At 62.0% G+C, this 16,059-nt stretch carries 14 protein-coding genes; 10 read left to right on the top strand and 4 right to left on the bottom strand.

Annotated features, from left to right (window positions below; all coding sequences use genetic code 11):
• Positions 1-65: 65 nt before the first annotated feature.
• Together JFU58_RS31980 and JFU58_RS31975 are read right to left on the bottom strand one after the other, a co-directional pair.
• A complete protein-coding gene (locus tag JFU58_RS31980) occupies positions 66-770 on the bottom strand; it encodes a DUF3142 domain-containing protein (protein WP_177069498.1) in 705 nt (234 codons plus the stop codon).
• 3 nt (positions 771-773) lie between these two features.
• Positions 774-2,936, bottom strand: a complete 2,163-nt coding sequence (locus tag JFU58_RS31975) for an outer membrane assembly lipoprotein YfiO (protein WP_201143099.1) — start codon at positions 2,934-2,936, stop codon at positions 774-776.
• A gap of 209 nt (positions 2,937-3,145) precedes the next feature.
• Here JFU58_RS31975 and JFU58_RS31970 point away from each other — a divergent pair, with 209 nt between their 5' ends.
• Complete coding sequence (locus tag JFU58_RS31970; protein WP_374106754.1) at positions 3,146-4,753, top strand: glycosyltransferase family 39 protein; 1,608 nt, start codon at positions 3,146-3,148, stop codon at positions 4,751-4,753.
• Between the two features lie 75 nt (positions 4,754-4,828).
• Positions 4,829-5,074 (top strand): DUF2789 domain-containing protein, encoded by a 246-nt coding sequence (locus tag JFU58_RS31965; RefSeq protein WP_063033660.1) that lies wholly within the window; start codon positions 4,829-4,831, stop codon positions 5,072-5,074.
• A 4-nt stretch (positions 5,075-5,078) separates the two neighbouring features.
• On the opposite strand, the gene JFU58_RS31960 is transcribed toward JFU58_RS31965, so the two are convergent.
• Both JFU58_RS31960 and JFU58_RS31955 read right to left on the bottom strand, forming a co-directional pair.
• Complete coding sequence (locus tag JFU58_RS31960) at positions 5,079-5,372, bottom strand: type II toxin-antitoxin system RelE/ParE family toxin (RefSeq protein WP_201143098.1); 294 nt, start codon at positions 5,370-5,372, stop codon at positions 5,079-5,081.
• Positions 5,369-5,647 carry a hypothetical protein gene (locus JFU58_RS31955; protein WP_003218199.1) on the bottom strand — a complete coding sequence of 93 codons (279 nt, stop codon included), beginning with the start codon at positions 5,645-5,647 and terminating at the stop codon, positions 5,369-5,371. Before JFU58_RS31955 ends, JFU58_RS31960 begins: the two co-directional genes overlap by 4 nt.
• 260 nt (positions 5,648-5,907) lie before the next feature.
• Between JFU58_RS31955 and JFU58_RS31950 the strand changes: the two genes are divergently transcribed.
• The 8 genes from JFU58_RS31950 to pgaA all read left to right on the top strand — a co-directional run bounded on the left by JFU58_RS31950 (position 5,908) and on the right by pgaA (position 16,058).
• Positions 5,908-6,339 (top strand): MarR family winged helix-turn-helix transcriptional regulator, encoded by a 432-nt coding sequence (locus tag JFU58_RS31950; RefSeq protein WP_010168758.1) that lies wholly within the window; start codon positions 5,908-5,910, stop codon positions 6,337-6,339.
• Positions 6,336-8,414 carry an FUSC family protein gene (locus JFU58_RS31945; RefSeq protein WP_063033657.1) on the top strand — a complete coding sequence of 693 codons (2,079 nt, stop codon included), beginning with the start codon at positions 6,336-6,338 and terminating at the stop codon, positions 8,412-8,414. The genes JFU58_RS31950 and JFU58_RS31945 overlap by 4 nt, the downstream gene beginning before the upstream one ends.
• The gene (locus tag JFU58_RS31940) at positions 8,411-8,620 is read left to right on the top strand and encodes a DUF1656 domain-containing protein (RefSeq protein ID WP_003218193.1); all 210 of its coding nucleotides are present in this window, start codon (positions 8,411-8,413) and stop codon (positions 8,618-8,620) included. Before JFU58_RS31945 ends, JFU58_RS31940 begins: the two co-directional genes overlap by 4 nt.
• Positions 8,617-9,507, top strand: coding sequence for an efflux RND transporter periplasmic adaptor subunit (locus JFU58_RS31935; protein WP_201143097.1), 891 nt, complete (start codon positions 8,617-8,619; stop codon positions 9,505-9,507). The genes JFU58_RS31940 and JFU58_RS31935 overlap by 4 nt, the downstream gene beginning before the upstream one ends.
• Positions 9,504-10,946, top strand: a complete 1,443-nt coding sequence (locus JFU58_RS31930; RefSeq protein ID WP_093203103.1) for an efflux transporter outer membrane subunit — start codon at positions 9,504-9,506, stop codon at positions 10,944-10,946. The genes JFU58_RS31935 and JFU58_RS31930 overlap by 4 nt, the downstream gene beginning before the upstream one ends.
• Positions 10,947-11,027: 81 nt before the next feature.
• Positions 11,028-11,660: a hypothetical protein gene (locus JFU58_RS31925; RefSeq protein WP_003218188.1), complete on the top strand. Its 633-nt coding sequence runs from the start codon at positions 11,028-11,030 to the stop codon at positions 11,658-11,660.
• Positions 11,661-11,926: 266 nt separating this feature from the next.
• Positions 11,927-13,423 (top strand): YdgA family protein, encoded by a 1,497-nt coding sequence (locus tag JFU58_RS31920; RefSeq protein ID WP_063033655.1) that lies wholly within the window; start codon positions 11,927-11,929, stop codon positions 13,421-13,423.
• Positions 13,424-13,604: 181 nt separating this feature from the next.
• Positions 13,605-16,058, top strand: coding sequence for a poly-beta-1,6 N-acetyl-D-glucosamine export porin PgaA (pgaA, locus tag JFU58_RS31915; RefSeq protein ID WP_201143096.1), 2,454 nt, complete (start codon positions 13,605-13,607; stop codon positions 16,056-16,058).
• Position 16,059 lies beyond the last annotated feature (1 nt).

The raw sequence follows: 16,059 nt of genomic DNA, 5'->3' as shown, positions 1-16,059 counted from the left end.
ACACCGGGCATTCGCGGGCGTTAGTCTTTAAGCCATCAGTGCCCGCAGTCCACGGACTGCGGCACTCAAGGATTCTGCAAAAACACCACATACCCACGAAACCACTCATTTCCCTTCAAATATCCCGGCTCCTCCCACGCCCCACCCTGAATCAACCCAATCTTGAATGGCACTCCCAGCCGGTTCATGCGTGGCAGGTACGCCGCGTAATCCGGGATGCTGTGGCGGCCCTGGTAGGTCTGCACCACCACTTCATCAATCACGCCTTTGAGTTGGGCGATGGCGGCCGGGTCAGCGTTGCTGCTCCAGTCCATCAGCCCGGTGATGCTCAGGCGCAAATCCTTGGGCAGGCGCTGGCGCAAGTCGCGCAGGAAGTCGGCGTATTCGTTGAGGTATTGCGTGCGTGCGTCGAAGTCGATCTGGATGCCAACCACCGGGTTGCCCGCGTCTCGCCAACGTTGTACCTGGCCGAGCATCTGGCTGTAGACCGACTCGGGCCAGTGCAGGGTGTGGGCGCGGTACACCACCCAGATTTCACCTTGGGTGATGCGCGGCACACTCATGCCCTGGGCGATGAACTGCACGCCACGCTGGGGAGCGCGGCGGGTTGAGTTGATCTGGCCCTGGAGGATGTACAGGGTTTTGGCCTGCTTGAGCACCGGCTGCGGCGCGACGCCGCTCCACAGCCAGAACGCATCATGGTCGCGGGCGTCCACCGCACCGAAAGCCGGGCTTGCCAGCAGGAGCAGGGCCAGCCAGAAACGCTTCACGGCTTACCAGTAGTACTGCAGCGACTTGCCCCACTGGGTATCGGCAAACCCGGTCTTCAACTGGCGGAACCAACCTTTGCGCACGGCCTTGTCGACGTCTTCCCCACCGCAGCTGTTGTAGCCCGAAGGCCCATAGCAGTTGATGGCGCGAAACAGTGCGTAGGCCTTGTCGTTGTGAGGGGCCTTGGGATTGCCGATCACCCGTTTATAGCCTTCGAGCCGCGAGAAGGTTTCGCCCTTGAAGGGCGAGGCGGTACTGCCCAGGCTGCCGGCGGAGCGCGCTTGTTCCAGGGGCATGCCGTCCAGGCCGTTACGCAGGATGAATTCACCCAGGCAGTTCAGGCCTTGCGGGTTTTTCGGATCGGCCTGCAGGGTGCTGGCGATTTGCGCGATGCTCGGGCAGGTGTAGCCGGACTCGGCCTTGTCACCGTTCCATTGGAACAGTTTCAACGACTGGCCGCCGCTGTAGACGTAACCCAGGCTGGTGCCGAGCTTGTCATCGGGAACCTGGGCGGGCAGTTGCTTCAGGTCATCGGCAAAGGTCTCGAACTGGCCGCGCAGCAGGTCTTTATAGAGCAGCGTGAATTGCGCGGTCTGGCGCTCTACCGGGTCGTCGGCATGGGCAAACTGTTGGCGCAGCAGATCGGGACCGGCGACGTTGCGCAGCAGGATATAGCGCACCTGTTTGGCACTGATCGGCGAGTCGGCGGCGAACACCTTGGCCAGTTGGCCGCTGCGTTCGTAGTTCATCGCCAAGGCCAGCTCCAGCTGGTCACGTTGCAGCGGTTGCTTGGCCAGCGGCAGCAGTTGCAGCCACAGTGCTTCGGCGGTTTTCCAGTCTTCCTTGGCTTCCAATGCCAGGCCGCGCAGGGTCTGCTGGCTGAAGGCGAAGTAATCGAGGTTCGACGGCACGTCTTGCGGCAACAACTTCAAGGCGCGATCGGGTTGGTGCTCGACGTACACGGCAAACGCCGCCTGTACGTAGGCATATAGCGCCGGTTCCTGGGCGAATGTCGACTTCTGCCCATCGAGGGCTTCACGGGTGAGCTTCGGCGGGTCACCGGCGCGCATCCACATCAGGTCGTTGAGGGCCAGGATCAACGGATTGCCTACGGGTGCCGTGGTGCTGGTCAGCAATTTGGTGTCGGCTTCCTGCACCAGTTCATCCAGCGATACGTTGCGCTGGGCCTCGGTGGCCTGGGTCAGTTGCCAGGCGAAGTCGTCCGCCAGTTTGTCGGGGTTGGGCGCCAGCCAGTGCACCCGGCGCAGCAGGCCGCGGGCGGAGGCGGCATATTCGCCCTGTGGATAAGTTTTCAGGTAATCATCGAATCCAGTCTCGGCCTGTTGCAGCGCGGACTTATCCACATGCTCAAGGGACGGCGTACCGTATTCATCGAAGGCGTTTTGCTGGGCATCGTTCAGCGCGGTGCGGGCGGTCATGTACAGCGCTGTTTCCTTGAGCCAGGGCAGCGAGCTGCTCGTCAGCCCGGCAAAACCTTTTTGCGCATCGTTGAAGCGCCCGCTGTAAAAGTCCCCGGCGGCTTTCAGGTAGGCGAGCAATGCCTGGCCGTCTGCGGATTTAATTGAGTCGGCCTCGCCTGCCGCTACGCCGTCCGAGGAACAACTGCCGAGCATCTGCAGCCGCAGTTTGGCCAGTAGTTGGCGCTCGGCTTGCGGTACATCGGCTTTCACCACCTGGCTGATAAACGCGGCGGCGCTGTCATCGGCGTTGCTGCGGCAACGGCTGCCTTCGCCGGAAAGGAAGGCTTCACCGGCGGCCTTGTAGTCATCGCGCTTGATGCCGAGTGGGCTGAGCAGTTCATCCAGTTCGGCGGTACGCGAGTCGTCGGGTTTGTTGTCGGGCTCATCCGCCGCGGGCGTGAGCCGATACACCGGGAATGGCACCGGACCAAAGCCTTCGGAAAAGTCCTGCTCGCCCAGGGCATTCGGTGCCAGCGGCATGACGTTTTTGTCCGCCAGCAGCAGCCGCAGGTTGACCCGGCTGTCATTGCCCGGGCTCAAAAATGGCAGGTTGCTGCACACGTCCAGGCTGTTACGCGACACCCGCCAATCCGGGTAGCACGAGTCATCGCCGCTGGCGTGGGCCTGAAGGGGCAGGGAGGCGAGCAATGCCAGTGCCAGGGGTGACAGAAGACCGATGCGCATGAAGTGTCCTTGATCCTGAATCCATGGAAGGCAGCAATCATAGCCTGATCCGACCAAAGCGTCGGAGACACCCTGCGCAAAATTCAGATTTGTCCGATTGGCGGATGACGGCTCAAAACGAGCAAAACAGCGGGCGAATCAAGGCCTTTTCACCTAGAGTGGCGGGTGTTCGCGCAAGCGCAGGTTCAGTAGTGGGTGAGGAAGTAGAGGTGCGACGCTCTGTGGCGGAACAAGACAACAAGGCCGGGGCATTTCCCGTGGTCAATCCTGGTCTTTGGGAGAATGCCGGCTGGCTGGCTCGATTGTGGTGGGTGCCGCTGGTGGCGTTGGCCATGGCCGTGCGCTTCTATGGCCTGACCGCCTCCGCAATCTGGGGCGATGAAGGTTCAAGCCTGCTGCTCGCTGAGTATTCCCTGGAGGACCTGTGGTTTCACGCCGCCCATGACGTTCACCCGCCGCTGTATTTCTTCATGCTGCGCGGCTGGATCGAGGTGTTTGGCGACAGTATTTTCTCCCTGCGCAGCATGAGTGCGATCCCCGGTGTGGTTGCGGTCGGCCTGGGGGTCTGGCTGACGCGGCTGATCGCGACCCGCCGCGCGGCGGTACTGGCGGGGATTCTGCTGGCGTTGCTGCCCACGGCGGTGCGCTACAGCCAGGAAGTGCGAATGTATTCGCTGCTGGGCGTGTGGCTGCTGGCCGCCACCCTGGCATTGGTGTATTGGGTCCGCCAGCCTGAACGCAAGCGCTATCTGGTGGCCTATGCGCTGTTGATGACGGCGGCTTTCTACACCCACTACTTCACTGCCTTGTGCGTACTGGTGCATTGGTCATGGCTGCTGTTGCTGCGCCAGCCACGGACCGGCGGCCTGCGCCTTGTCACACGTCCGGGCTGGTGGTTGGCCAACGTTGCCATTGTCTTGCTGTACCTGCCCTGGCTCCCGAATTTGCTGGGCCTGGTGCAGCACACCGAAGAACTCAAGGTGGGCGGTGATATTGGCTGGGAGGATCCGGTCAACCTGTATTCCGTGCCATCGATGGTGTGGCAGTTCCTCATTCAGGACCCGGGCGACCATTTGTGGCGCCCCCTCTTCATTGCGTTTCCTTTACTACTGATAGCACTGGTAGGCGTGACCGCCTGGCGCGATCAAAGCCGCTATCGCTTCGGCTGGCTGCTGGCGCTGTTTTTCATCCTGCCGGTGCTGCTGGTCTATGGGGTGTCGTTTATTTCCCCGGTGTTTATCGAGCGTTATCTCACCGCCTACGCGATGAGTTTGCCGATCATCGTGGCGGTGGCTGTCGACCGTCTGTCGCCACGCCTGCCGCTCGCCGGGGCAGCACTGCTAGTGCTGTTTGTCGGGGTCGAGTGGGTGGGCGTGAAGACCAACGCCACCGTCGATGAACATGATCAATTCAACGTGGTGGTGGAGTTCGTCAATCGCAACTACCAGGAAGATGACCGCATCGTCATCAGCGACATGCTGTGGTACCTGCCCTACGTCTATTACGATGAGACCGACGCCCAGTTGCAGCTCTTCACACCGCCGACCGCCTCCGGCAAGTCCACACGGCCGAACGCCTATGGTTTTGGCACCTTGGTGGACCAGGACGGCGGGCGTATTTACCTTGATCGCTTGTCGGCGTTACCCGCCGAGACCCAGCGTGTATGGCTGATCAGCGGCACGGAGCCGCCGGATGAGTTTGCTCCGTTACCGACAGGGTGGCGCCAGCTCAGCCAGCAGGATGGCGGTGGCGCACGAGCCCGGCTGTTCGTGCTGTGTAACGCGCCAGCGGGCGTGCACCGCGAGGGTTGCGATTAATCTGCGCAACACCGGAGAGGTTCATGTTCGCCTGGGGGGCTAGACTCAGGTGAACCATTTCTCCAGGAACGCCTCATGGAATCCCCAGTCCACAACTTGCCATCGTTGTTCAAACAGCTCGGTTTGCCCGATGACCCGGTCAGCATTGAGCGGTTCATCGCGGTCCACTCCCCACTCAAGCCCGAACTGCACCTGGCGGAAGCGTTTTTCTGGACGCCAGGCCAGCGGGCGTTTTTGCGCGAAGAGATTTTGGAGGATGCGGATTGGGCAGAGGTGGTGGATGAGTTGAATTTGCGGTTGAGAGAGGGGCGAGGAGTCTAAGCCGTCAAGAGGCGGTTGCTTTCTCTGGTGGCCATTGGCGAGCGGTGTGCACAAGCGCCAAGACCCTTACTACGTCGGGCTCAAGTTGGTAAACAAGGCGGTAGCTTGGATGAGGAATGACTTCGCGTGTGCCCGTGATCCTGCCGAGTGGACCGATTTCTGGGTGTTTTGCCAGTCCCAGCACTGCACTGTTGAAGCGTCGATCCATATCGGCTGCGGCTTGTGGGTTTTTCTCAAATAAAAAGTCCCAGATATCCCTACGGTCCTGCGCCGCTTCCGGCGTCCAGGCAACCCTCATTCCTGATTATCTACGTGAGCACGTTTCGCAGAAAACTCAGCTTCCAAATCCTCATTGGAAATCTCTCTGCCTGCCTGTATCGAGGCGCGAGAGGCGTCTACTTTACGCTGCAAGAACGCATCGTACTCCCGTGATTCCTGCTGGGCCTGGACAAACTGACGCATCATATCTCGTACGATTTGCGATGCAGGACGGTGGGTAGCCTCGCACTCGGCCATGAATTGGTCGCGTAGTTCCGACTCAAGCTTCAAGGTGAAAACGGCTAGTTTTGACATAAGTGGATGCTCTAGATTGGTATGTACGAAGTATATACAACGTGCATACCTGACGACGCATGTGAGCTGAGTGAGGCGACTGACGGTTGCTGGCAGCAAACCACCTTTCCCCAAACCAGCTTTACTTAGCCCACGGGCCATCCACCCATCCGCAAATTTGTATCAAAACTTGACTGCTTTGTATCCATCGACCATATTGATAGTTAGCAAACTAACTGTATGCGAAGAGTCCAGTGTCCCAGACCCTCGAACAACTCCAGATGAACATCAGCAGCAGCATGGTGGTAGGTGCCAGGACCTGGCGCAAAATCTGCCAGACCACGCTCGTCAGCTATGGCATCTCTGAAGCCTGCGCCGTGCCGCTGCTGATGATCGGCCGCCTCGGTGACGGCGTGCACCAGGTCAAGGTGGCCCAGGCTGCCGGGATGGAAAGCCCGTCCCTGGTGCGCCTGTTGGACCAGCTGTGCAGTTCCGGCTATGTGTGCCGCACCGAAGACATCCACGACCGCCGTGCCAAGGCCTTGAGCCTCACCGAGCGTGGCCGCGAGCTGGTGCAGGCGGTGGAAGAGCAGTTGGTGCGCCTGCGCCGCGAGGTGCTGGCGACGATCGATCCCGATGACCTGGAAGCTGCGCTGCGTGTACTGCGGGCCTTCGAAGGCGCCAATCAACATCCCATGGTTGTGAGTTCTTGAACGGATTTTTTACCGGCATGCCGCCGGCCAAGGATTGGTTCTATGGCGTAAGGACATTCGCCGCTTCAATGATCGCGTTGTACATCGCCATGCTGATGCAAATGCCGCGTCCGTATTGGGCGATGGCCACGGTGTATATCGTTTCCAGCCCGTTTGTCGGCCCTACCAGCTCCAAGGCGCTGTACCGGGCGGTCGGTACCTTCATGGGGGCGGCCGCTGCGGTGTTTTTTGTGCCGATGTTTGTACAGACGCCTTACCTGCTGGTGGTGGTGATCGCGCTGTGGACCGGGATTCTGCTGTTCCTGTCCCTGCACCTGCGCACCGCCAACAGCTATGCGCTGATGCTGGCCGGCTACACCTTGCCGCTGATCGCCCTGCCGGTGGTGGATAACCCGCTGGCGGTGTGGGATGTGGCCGAAGCGCGTACTGAAGAAATCTTCCTCGGCATTGCCGTGGCAGCCGTAGTGGGCGCGATGTTCTGGCCGCGACGCCTGGCGCCGGTGTTCGATGACTCGGTGAGCAAGTGGTTTGCCGACGCCCAGGTCTACAGCCAGCGCTTTCTCAGCCGCAACGTGCAACCCGATGAAATCAGCACCCTGCGCGGTGGCATGGTTGCCACCTTCAACACCCTGGAATTGATGATCGGCCAACTGCCCCACGAGGGCTCGCGGCCGCAAACGGTGCGCAACACCAAGGAGCTGCGCGGGCGGATGATCCACCTGCTGCCGGTGATCGATGCTCTCGACGATGCCGTGTATGCCCTGGAACACCGCGCGCCGGAATTGCTCGACCGTTTCACACCGTTGCTGACCGCCGCCAACGAGTGGCTGGCCAGCACGCAAAAGGACGCGCCCCTCGAACGCTGGCGTGTTCTGCGTGACCAGATCGAAGCCCTGCAACCCGATGCCGACGCCCTGGATGACCGCCATCAGTTGCTGTTCTCCAACGCCCTGTATCGTCTGGGCGAGTGGGTGGATCTGTGGCAAGACTGCCGCAGCCTGCAAGCTGCCATCCAGTGCGAAAGCCAGGACAGCTGGCGCGCGGTCTACCGCCACTGGCGCCTGGGCCGGCTGACACCCTTCCTCGACCGTGGCCTGATGTTCTACTCGGCGTTTTCCACCGTCACCGCGATCATCGTCGCCTCGGTGCTGTGGATCCTGCTGGGCTGGACCGACGGTGGCAGTGCAGTGATCCTGGCGGCGGTGGCCTGCAGCTTCTTCGCCTCCATGGACGACCCGGCGCCGCAGATCTACCGGTTCTTTTTCTGGACGGCGATGTCGGTGCTGTTCGCCAGCCTCTACCTGTTTCTGGTGCTGCCCAACCTGCATGATTTCCCGATGCTGGTGCTGGCGTTTTCGGTGCCCTTTATCTGCATCGGCACGCTGACGGTACAGCCGCGCTTCTACCTCGGCATGCTGCTGACGCTGGTCAACACTTCGTCGTTCATCAGCATCCAGGGGGCCTATGATGCGGACTTCCTGGCCTTCGCCAACTCCAACCTGGCGGGCCCGGTGGGCCTGTTGTTCGCCTTCGTCTGGACCCTGATTGCCCGGCCGTTCGGCGCCGAGCTGGCGGCCAAGCGCCTGACCCGATTCAGCTGGCGCGACATCGTCACCCTCACCGAGCCTGCGACCCTGGCCGAGCACCGCAAGATGGGCGTGCAAATGCTCGACCGTCTGATGCAACACCTGCCGCGCCTGGCCATGACCGGCCAGGACACAGGCATCGCCCTGCGGGAAGTACGTGTGGCGCTGAACCTGCTGGACCTGCTGGCGTACTCGCCGCGCATCCTCGGGGTTCCGCGTGTGTTGTTGAACCAGGTGGTGGAAGGCGTCGGCGGTTACTTCAAGGCCTGCCTGAAAGCCGGTGAACGTCTGCCGGCCCCCAGCGGTCTGCTGATGACCCTCGACCGTACCCGCCGCGCCCTCAACGGCCAGGGCCTGCAAGGTGAGGACGAAACCCGCCTGCACTTGCTGCACGCCCTCAGTGGCTTGCGCCTGGCGTTGTTGCCCGGCGTGGAATTTCTCGGCGGCACAGAAATGGAAGCGCCGTTACCCGATGGAGCGCCTTTATGATCGGTGATCTGGATATCAGCGGGGTATTCCTGCCCACGCTGTTGGTGCTGATGGGCATTACGTATGTGCTGTACCTGGTGGTGCACGGGCTGTTGACCCGCGTCCACTTCTATCGCCTGGTCTGGCACCGGGCATTGTTCAATGTGGGTCTCTACGCTCTGTTGCTGGGCGCAGTGGATTCACTCAGTCGATACCTCATGACATGAAAAAACCTTTTTTGACCATCGGCCGTGTAGTCCTGACGTTATTGATAGTGACCTTCGCCTGCGTCGTCGTGTGGCGCATGGTGATGTACTACATGTTCGCCCCGTGGACCCGTGACGGTCACATCCGTGCCGACATCGTGCAGATCGCCCCGGACGTGTCCGGGCTGATCCAGCAAGTGGACGTGCGTGACAACCAGTTGGTGGTGCGCGGCCAGGTGCTGTTCTCTGTCGACCAGGACCGCTTCAAGCTGGCCCTGCGCCAAGCCCAGGCCGCCGTGGCTGACCGCCAGGAAACCCTGGCCCAGGCCGTGCGCGAGAACAAGCGTAACCGTGGCCTCGGCAACCTGGTGGCCAGCGAGCAACTGGAAGAAAGCCAGTCCCGCGTGGCCCGTGCCCAATCGGCCCTGGCGGAGTCGCAAGTGGCGGTGGATGCCGCGCAGCTCAACCTGGACCGCTCGGTGATCCGCAGCCCGGTGGACGGCTACATCAACGACCGTGCGCCGCGTAACCAGGAGTTCGTGACCGCCGGGCGCCCGGTGTTGTCGGTGGTGGACAGCAACTCCTTCCACATCGACGGCTATTTTGAAGAGACCAAGCTCGACGGCATCCACGTCGGCCAGAGTGTCGACATCCGCGTGATCGGCGACAACGCTCGCCTGCGCGGGCATGTGCAGAGCATCGTCGCCGGTATCGAAGACCGTGACCGCACCAGCGGCTCCAACCTGCTGCCCAACGTCAACCCGGCGTTCAGCTGGGTGCGCCTGGCCCAGCGGATTCCGGTGCGCATCGCCTTTGACGACGTGCCGGCGGACTTCCGCATGATTGCCGGGCGCACTGCCACGGTGTCGATCATCGGCGATAAACCCAAGTCGGAGAACCAGCCATGAAACGGCTTTTAGCAACCGCCGGGCTGGGGTTGTTGCTGTCGGCCTGCCAAGTGGTGGGCCCCGATTACAAGCTGCCGGACAAGGCGGCCGTGAACCGTGGTGACCTTCAGGGCCAGTTGGCCGGAGAGGGCAGCAATGTGGTGTCGGCGCCGGTGCCGGCGGACTGGTGGAAGCTCTATCAAGACCCGCGCCTGGATAAGCTGGTGGAGCAGGCCATGGCCTCCAACACCGACCTGCGGGTGGCTGCGGCCAACTTGCAGCGCTCGCGCTATCAAGTGCAGCAAGCCGAATCTGCCGGCGGCTGGAGTGCTGGCGCCAAAGCGGAAGCCCAGCGCCTGCAAGAATCCGGTGAGGCCTATTTGCTGACGGAAAAAGTCCCGGTGGCCAATATCGGCGCCGCGAGCATCAGCACGTCCTACCAATTCGATTTGTTCGGCACCTTGCAGCGCGGCATTGAAAGCTCCCAGGCCAGCGCCGACGCGGCCCAGGCGGCGGCCGATATCGCCCGTATCACCCTGGTGGCCGACGTGGTGCGCTCCTACACCCAAGTGTGCGCGGCCAATGAAGAGCTGGCGATCGCCAACGAGTCCCTCGACCTGCAAGCCCAGAGCACGCACCTGACCCAGCGCCTGCGGGATGCCGGGCGGGGTGATGAAACCCAGGTCACCCGTTCGCAAACCCAGTACAAATCCTTGCGCGCCGAAATGCCGCGCTATGAAGCACTGCGCCAGGCCGGGCTGTTCCGCCTGTCGATGCTGCTGGCCAAGCCACTGAATCAACTGCCGGCCGGCACCGCGCAATGTGCCGAACTGCCGCATATCGCCCAATTGCTGCCGGTAGGCGACGGCGCCACGCTGCTCAAGCGTCGCCCTGATGTGCGCCAGGCCGAACGCCAACTGGCGGCTGCCACCGCACGCATCGGCGTAGCCACCGGCGCGCTGTACCCGGACATCAGCATCGGGGCCACCGTCGGCACCGTGGGTATCCTGGATGACCTGGGCACGCCGGCCACCAACCGCTGGGGCTTTGGCCCGCTGATCAGTTGGACGCTGCCGACCAACGGCGCCCGCGCGCGCATCCATGAAGCCGAAGCCGCGACCCAGGGCGCCCTGGCGCATTTCGACGGCGTGGTGCTCAACGCCATCCGCGAAACCCAGACGGGCCTGGCGCAATACACCGCGCAACTGCAACGTCGCGATGCCCTGGCGGATGCCGGCGCCTCGGCCAAAGAGGCCGCGGAGCAGACGCACCGCTTCTTCCAGGCCGGTCGCGCGTCGTTCCTGGCCGACCTGCAAGCCACCCGCACCTACACCGATGTGCGGGCGCAACTGGCGGCGGCGAACACCCAGGTTGCCATGAGCCAGATCGATTTGTTCCTGGCCCTGGGCGGCGGCTGGGAAAGTGGACGAACGCAAGCCACACAAGCCAGCAAACCCTGAGCTGATTGCTATGCTTTGACTGGCGGGTTCTGTTGATGACCCGCTTGTCACTGCTCGCGTTTGCTCATGGGGATTCCAATAATGAAAAACCCTTATGCTCCCGCTTTCTGGTGCGTGTTCTTCGCACTGGTGTTGCTATCGGCGACTTACTTCTACGGCATCATGTTGGCCCATCAAATCGACAAGGCCATGGTGTTCCTCGACAGCGCCAGCGCGCTGATCGCGGTGCTGTCCATCGGCGTGGTGGCCTGGGCTTCTTACCAGGGCCAGCGAATCAAGCGAAGACTGCTCGAACAAGGCAAGACCCGCGTGGCGATCTGGGACACCAAGGTTGCCCTGCGTCGGGTCGAGACAGTGTTCGACCGCTACTTCTGGGGCAGCTACTGGCAACCTGGGCGCACCTTCCAGGAAGTCATGGGTGAACTGACCGGCACCCCGCTGGAAAAAAGCCTCGAAGCCCTGAAAAAACAGTGCGTGATGCTTGATCGGCAAGTCGCCGACGGACGGCATTGGCTGAATAACGCCCGGGAATTATCCGACGTGGCCACCGCGATGGCGCGGGAGCGTTACCAGCTGGATTTTTATGATCCCAAATCGGATACGCCGGGCAATGCGGTGATTCACCGTGAGTTTGAAGTGCTGGTGTATACGTGGACGGCGCGGCTGAAGAGCTTTGACCATCAACTCGATGAGATCGAAACCGAGTATTCCTGAATTCTGTGGTGTCTGTACTGACGCCTTCGCGAGCAAGCCCGCTCCCACATTTGATCGAGTTCCATCTTTGGAATGCAGTCGAATGTGGGAGCGGGCTTGCTCGCGAAGGCACTTTACCGTTCACCGCTGAAGCCTGCGCCTATTGAAAAATTGGGCTGCATACGCCAGCCAATGCTAATCTTCCCCGGATTTCGGCGGGCTTGAGCCGACACCCTTCGGGGTTCAGGGAAGACAGCCCACTTCACAGGATTTGATCAGGTCACTACATGAATAAGCCAGCAGTCGTTCTCTTGGGTATCGTCGTCGCCATTGGTGCAATCAGCGCAGGCGGTGCCTGGTACACCGGCAAGCAACTGGAGCCGGTGCTGCAAACCGCCATCCAGGACGCCAACAAGGAACTGCAGACCTCCATGGCCGGTGTCGACGGCACCGTGACCCTCGAACTGGTCTCCCTCGACCGCCAGCTGTTCAGCAGCACCGCCCACTATCGCCTCAAGGCCCAGGGCGCAGTGTTCGGCGAAAACCATCAGGACACCGAACTGCTGTTCGTCGACCATATCGAACACGGCCCGCTGCCGTTCTCGCGCCTGGTATCGCTGAAGTGGTTGCCGGTCATGGCCACCAGTCACTACGAGCTTGAGAAAAACGCCACCACCGAAAAATGGTTCGCCGCCAGCAAAGACGTGTCGCCGCTCAAAGGCGTGGCCAACATCGGCTACAACCGCTCGGTGAATGGCAATGTTGAACTGCTGCCCCTGGAACTCAAGGACGACAAGTCGGCGGTGAGCTTCTCCGGCGCCAACCTGGACTTCGATTCGACTGCCGAAGGCAAGAAGGTCAAGGCCAGCGGCTACATGGACAGCCTCAAAGTCTCGGTGGTCGATGCCAACAACGCCAAGCTGGATGCCGAGCTGAGTGGCCTGACCATCGCCAGCAACCTGGAAAAAACCACCTTTGGTTTCTACACCGGGCAAAACACGGTGGAGTTGACCAACACCAAGGTCACCTTCGGTCCGCAGCAAGCGGTGCTGACCCTCAAGAACTTTGAGCAGAAAGACAGCAGCGAAACCAAGGACAACAACCTGGCCGGCCGTGTCGACTACAAGATCGACGAGATCGGTTACCAGGGCAAGCCAGTGGGTTCGGCGGCCATGGCGGTCAGCATGAAGAACGTCGACATCCCGTCGATGCTGGTGCTGACCAAGCTCTATCAGGAAAAAGTGCAACCGGCCCAAGCCGCTGCGGCGGCTGGCCAGCCCGTACCTGAGTTGCAACTGACCGAAGCCGAGCAGACCCTGGCCCAGGCCAACGTCGACCAACTGCTGGCTGCCAAGCCGCAAGTGGCGGTAGAAAACCTGTCGCTGAAAACCACCAATGGCGAGAGCCGTTTCAACCTGGTGCTGGACCTGGCCAAGCCGTCGAGCATGGAACTGCCGCCGGTTGAGCTGGGCAAGCAAATTGTTGCGCTGCTGGATGCCAACCTGACCCTGTCCAAGCCGATGGTCCAGGACGTTGCCGCCCTGCAAGCGCAGATCGGTGGTGTGACCGACCCGAAAGCCATCGAGCAGCAATCCCAGATGGCCAGCGAGATGATCAGCGGCATGGCCGTGGGCACTCAACTGGCGACTCTGGTGGGCACCGATATCGTGTCCAAGCTGCACTACGCCAACAATGAAGTGACCTTCAACGGCCAGAAAATGACCGTCGAGCAATTCATTGGGTTTGTGCTGGGCAAGTTCGGCGCGGTCAGCGGCGCTCAATAAGAATCAGCTCAAAGTGATGTAGGCCAATTCTGAATAATTGTTCGGAATTGGCCTTTTTTGTACCCCTCTCAAGGATATTGCGCCCCAGGAAAGCTTGGCCGCGTCATCAGATGCTGGCCGCCTGGAGTGTCGTGCAGGTGAATTTATCGCTACAGCTTTCCCTGGTGAGGAAGCTGACGACATGTCGCGTAATGTTCATCCCTTTATCCGTCTGGCCCTGTGTAGCCAGTTGCTCTGGCCTGTCGTGGCGTCGGCGGATGCTGCCTATGATTCGCTGATCAACCAGGCCCGCAGCGGCAACTATGGCCCGGCCCTCAATCTGTTGCGCCAATTGCCCGCCGAGCGTCAGACGCCGGGGCAGGTCAGCGATCACCTGTTGATTGCCAGTTGGGCACGCCAGGACACCGAGGTGCTGACGGTCTACGAGACCCAGGGCCGCAGTCGCACCCTGACCACCCAAGCATTGGCCACCGTCGCCCGTACCTATCGCAACCAGCAGCGTTGGGAGCCGGCGATTGCCGTGTATCGCCAGGCGCTGCAACGCGAGCCGAATAACCCGGACCTTCAATTGGGCCTGGCCCTGACCCAGGCCGACGCCGGCCAAACCGTCGAGGCCGTACAGCGCACCCGAGCTCTGGTGGCCGCCAAGCCCGACGACGCCGACCGCCGCATGGCCTTGGGTTATGCCCTGACCCGTGCCGGTTCAACCTATGACGCGCTGTTCGAATTCGACCAGGCGTTCATCCGCGCCGGCAACAAACCCGAAGTCGCCCGCGAATACATCATCGCCTTGCAACGCGCGCGCCTGCCGGAACCGGCCCTGCGCCTGGCCGCCCGGCGCCCGGGCCTGTTGGACCCGGTCACCCAGCGCCGCCTCGAAGGCGATCTGGCCGCCGAGCGCGTGCGCCTGGCCGAGTTCGCCTCGCGCAGTGAAAAAGAGCGCTATGTCATCGCCGACCGCGCCCTCAAGGATTACGACCAACTGCTCACTACCTGGACACCGGATGCCACCGCCCATGATGACGTGGTGCGCTGGCGCATCGATCGCCTGGGTGCGCTGAAGGCTCGGGCGCGCACCGCCGAGGTGATCCGCGATTACGAAGTGCTGAAGGGCGAAGGTGTGCAGCTGCCGACCTACGCGCTGCGCTGGGTCGCTGCCGCTTACCTTGACCAGCGCCAGCCGGAAAAGGCCGCGCCGCTGTATCGCCAGGCCTTGGCGGCGAGCGATGCGGACGCCGGCGATCACGTCGAAGACAGCACCGCGTTGTTCTACGCCTTGCTTGAAAACGATCAAGTGGTGGAGGCTCGCGAAGTCGCCGACAACCTGGCGAGCACCCAGAAACCCCGGGTCGAACTCAAGGGCCTGCCCATCGGCAACCCCAACGACGCCTGGATGGACGCCCAACAATTGGCCGCCCAGGCCGGCACCTATGGCGCCGACCTGCCCGCCAGCGAAAAAGGCCTGGAAGCCCTGGTGCAGCAGGCGCCCGGCAATATCGGCCTACGCCTGGCCCAGGCCGATATGTACCGCGCCCGCGACTGGCCACGGTGCGCCGAAAACACCCTCAAGGAAACCGAAGCCCAGGCCCCGCGCGACATCGGCCTGGAAGTCTCTCAAGGCCATACCGCCCTGGATCTGCAGGAGTGGCGCCAGCTTGATGCGCTCACCGACGACGTGGTCGACCGCGCCCCGGACAACCGCCAGGTACAGCGCCTCAGCCGCCTGCGGGATGTGCATGACATGGCCGAATTGCGCGTCGAGGCCTACACCGGCAAAAGCAACGGTGGCGGCGATAACGGTGCGGGCGCGGTGTCCGGCAGCCGCGATTTCGGCATCGAAACCTTGCTCTACAGCCCGCCCATCGATGAAGACTGGCGCGTGTTCGGCGGTGTCGGCTACGCCACTGCCGATTTCCAGGAAGGCACCGGCCAACACCGCTGGCAGCGCCTCGGTGTCGAGCGGCGCACCCGCGACATGACCCTCGAAGCCGAGGTCTCCAATCACTCCTACGGCTTTGGCGACAAGCAGGGCGCGCGCATCGCGATTGCCCGGGACATCAATGACCAATGGCAGTACGGCGGTAGCCTCGACTACCTCTCCGCCAGCACTCCGTTGCGGGCGCTGAATGCCGATATTACTGCCAACGGCGGCAGCGGTTTTATCCGCTGGCGCGCCAACGAAAGCCGCGAATGGAAACTGGCCCTGAGCCCGTCCCATTTCAGCGACGGCAACAACCGTCTCGAAGCACTGCTCACCGGTCGCCAGGGCGTGTACAGCTCGCCGGGGGTGCAAGTCGATCTGGGCCTGGAAGTCGGCACCAGCCGCAACACAAAGGAAGACACGCCGTACTTCAACCCGCGCTCGGACTTCAGCGTGCTGCCCACGGCGACCGTCAACCACGTGCTCTACCACCGCTACGAAACCCAGTGGAGCCAGCAGTTCCAGGTGGGGGCGGGCACCTACAGCCAGCGCGATTACGGCACCGGCGGCGTTGCATTGGTGGGCTACGGCCAGCGGTTCCGCTGGAACGACGTGCTCGAAACCGGCGCCAACCTCAGCTGGATCAGCCGACCTTATGACGGTGAGCGCGAAAGCGATCTGCGCCTGATCGTCGACCTCACCTACCGCTTCTAGA

The sequence above is a fragment of the Pseudomonas sp. TH34 genome (genome assembly GCF_016650865.1).
GTDB lineage: Bacteria > Pseudomonadota > Gammaproteobacteria > Pseudomonadales > Pseudomonadaceae > Aquipseudomonas > Aquipseudomonas yamanorum.
The sequence above is the reverse complement of the archived record's forward strand: the minus strand, read 5'-3'. Positions and strand labels throughout refer to the sequence as shown.

Excerpts from the sequence above, each read along its gene's own strand:
- JFU58_RS31965 (WP_063033660.1), top strand. The coding sequence starts at position 4,829 with ATGGAATCCCCAGTCCACAACTTGCCATCGTTGTTCAAACAGCTCGGT.
- JFU58_RS31960 (WP_201143098.1), bottom strand. The coding sequence starts at position 5,372 with ATGAGGGTTGCCTGGACGCCGGAAGCGGCGCAGGACCGTAGGGATATC.
- JFU58_RS31920 (WP_063033655.1), top strand. The coding sequence starts at position 11,927 with ATGAATAAGCCAGCAGTCGTTCTCTTGGGTATCGTCGTCGCCATTGGT.
- pgaA (WP_201143096.1), top strand. The coding sequence starts at position 13,605 with ATGTCGCGTAATGTTCATCCCTTTATCCGTCTGGCCCTGTGTAGCCAG.
- JFU58_RS31925 (WP_003218188.1), top strand. The coding sequence starts at position 11,028 with ATGAAAAACCCTTATGCTCCCGCTTTCTGGTGCGTGTTCTTCGCACTG.
- JFU58_RS31975 (WP_201143099.1), bottom strand. The coding sequence starts at position 2,936 with ATGCGCATCGGTCTTCTGTCACCCCTGGCACTGGCATTGCTCGCCTCC.
- JFU58_RS31940 (WP_003218193.1), top strand. The coding sequence starts at position 8,411 with ATGATCGGTGATCTGGATATCAGCGGGGTATTCCTGCCCACGCTGTTG.
- JFU58_RS31930 (WP_093203103.1), top strand. The coding sequence starts at position 9,504 with ATGAAACGGCTTTTAGCAACCGCCGGGCTGGGGTTGTTGCTGTCGGCC.
- JFU58_RS31950 (WP_010168758.1), top strand. The coding sequence starts at position 5,908 with ATGAACATCAGCAGCAGCATGGTGGTAGGTGCCAGGACCTGGCGCAAA.
- JFU58_RS31955 (WP_003218199.1), bottom strand. The coding sequence starts at position 5,647 with ATGTCAAAACTAGCCGTTTTCACCTTGAAGCTTGAGTCGGAACTACGC.
- JFU58_RS31935 (WP_201143097.1), top strand. The coding sequence starts at position 8,617 with ATGAAAAAACCTTTTTTGACCATCGGCCGTGTAGTCCTGACGTTATTG.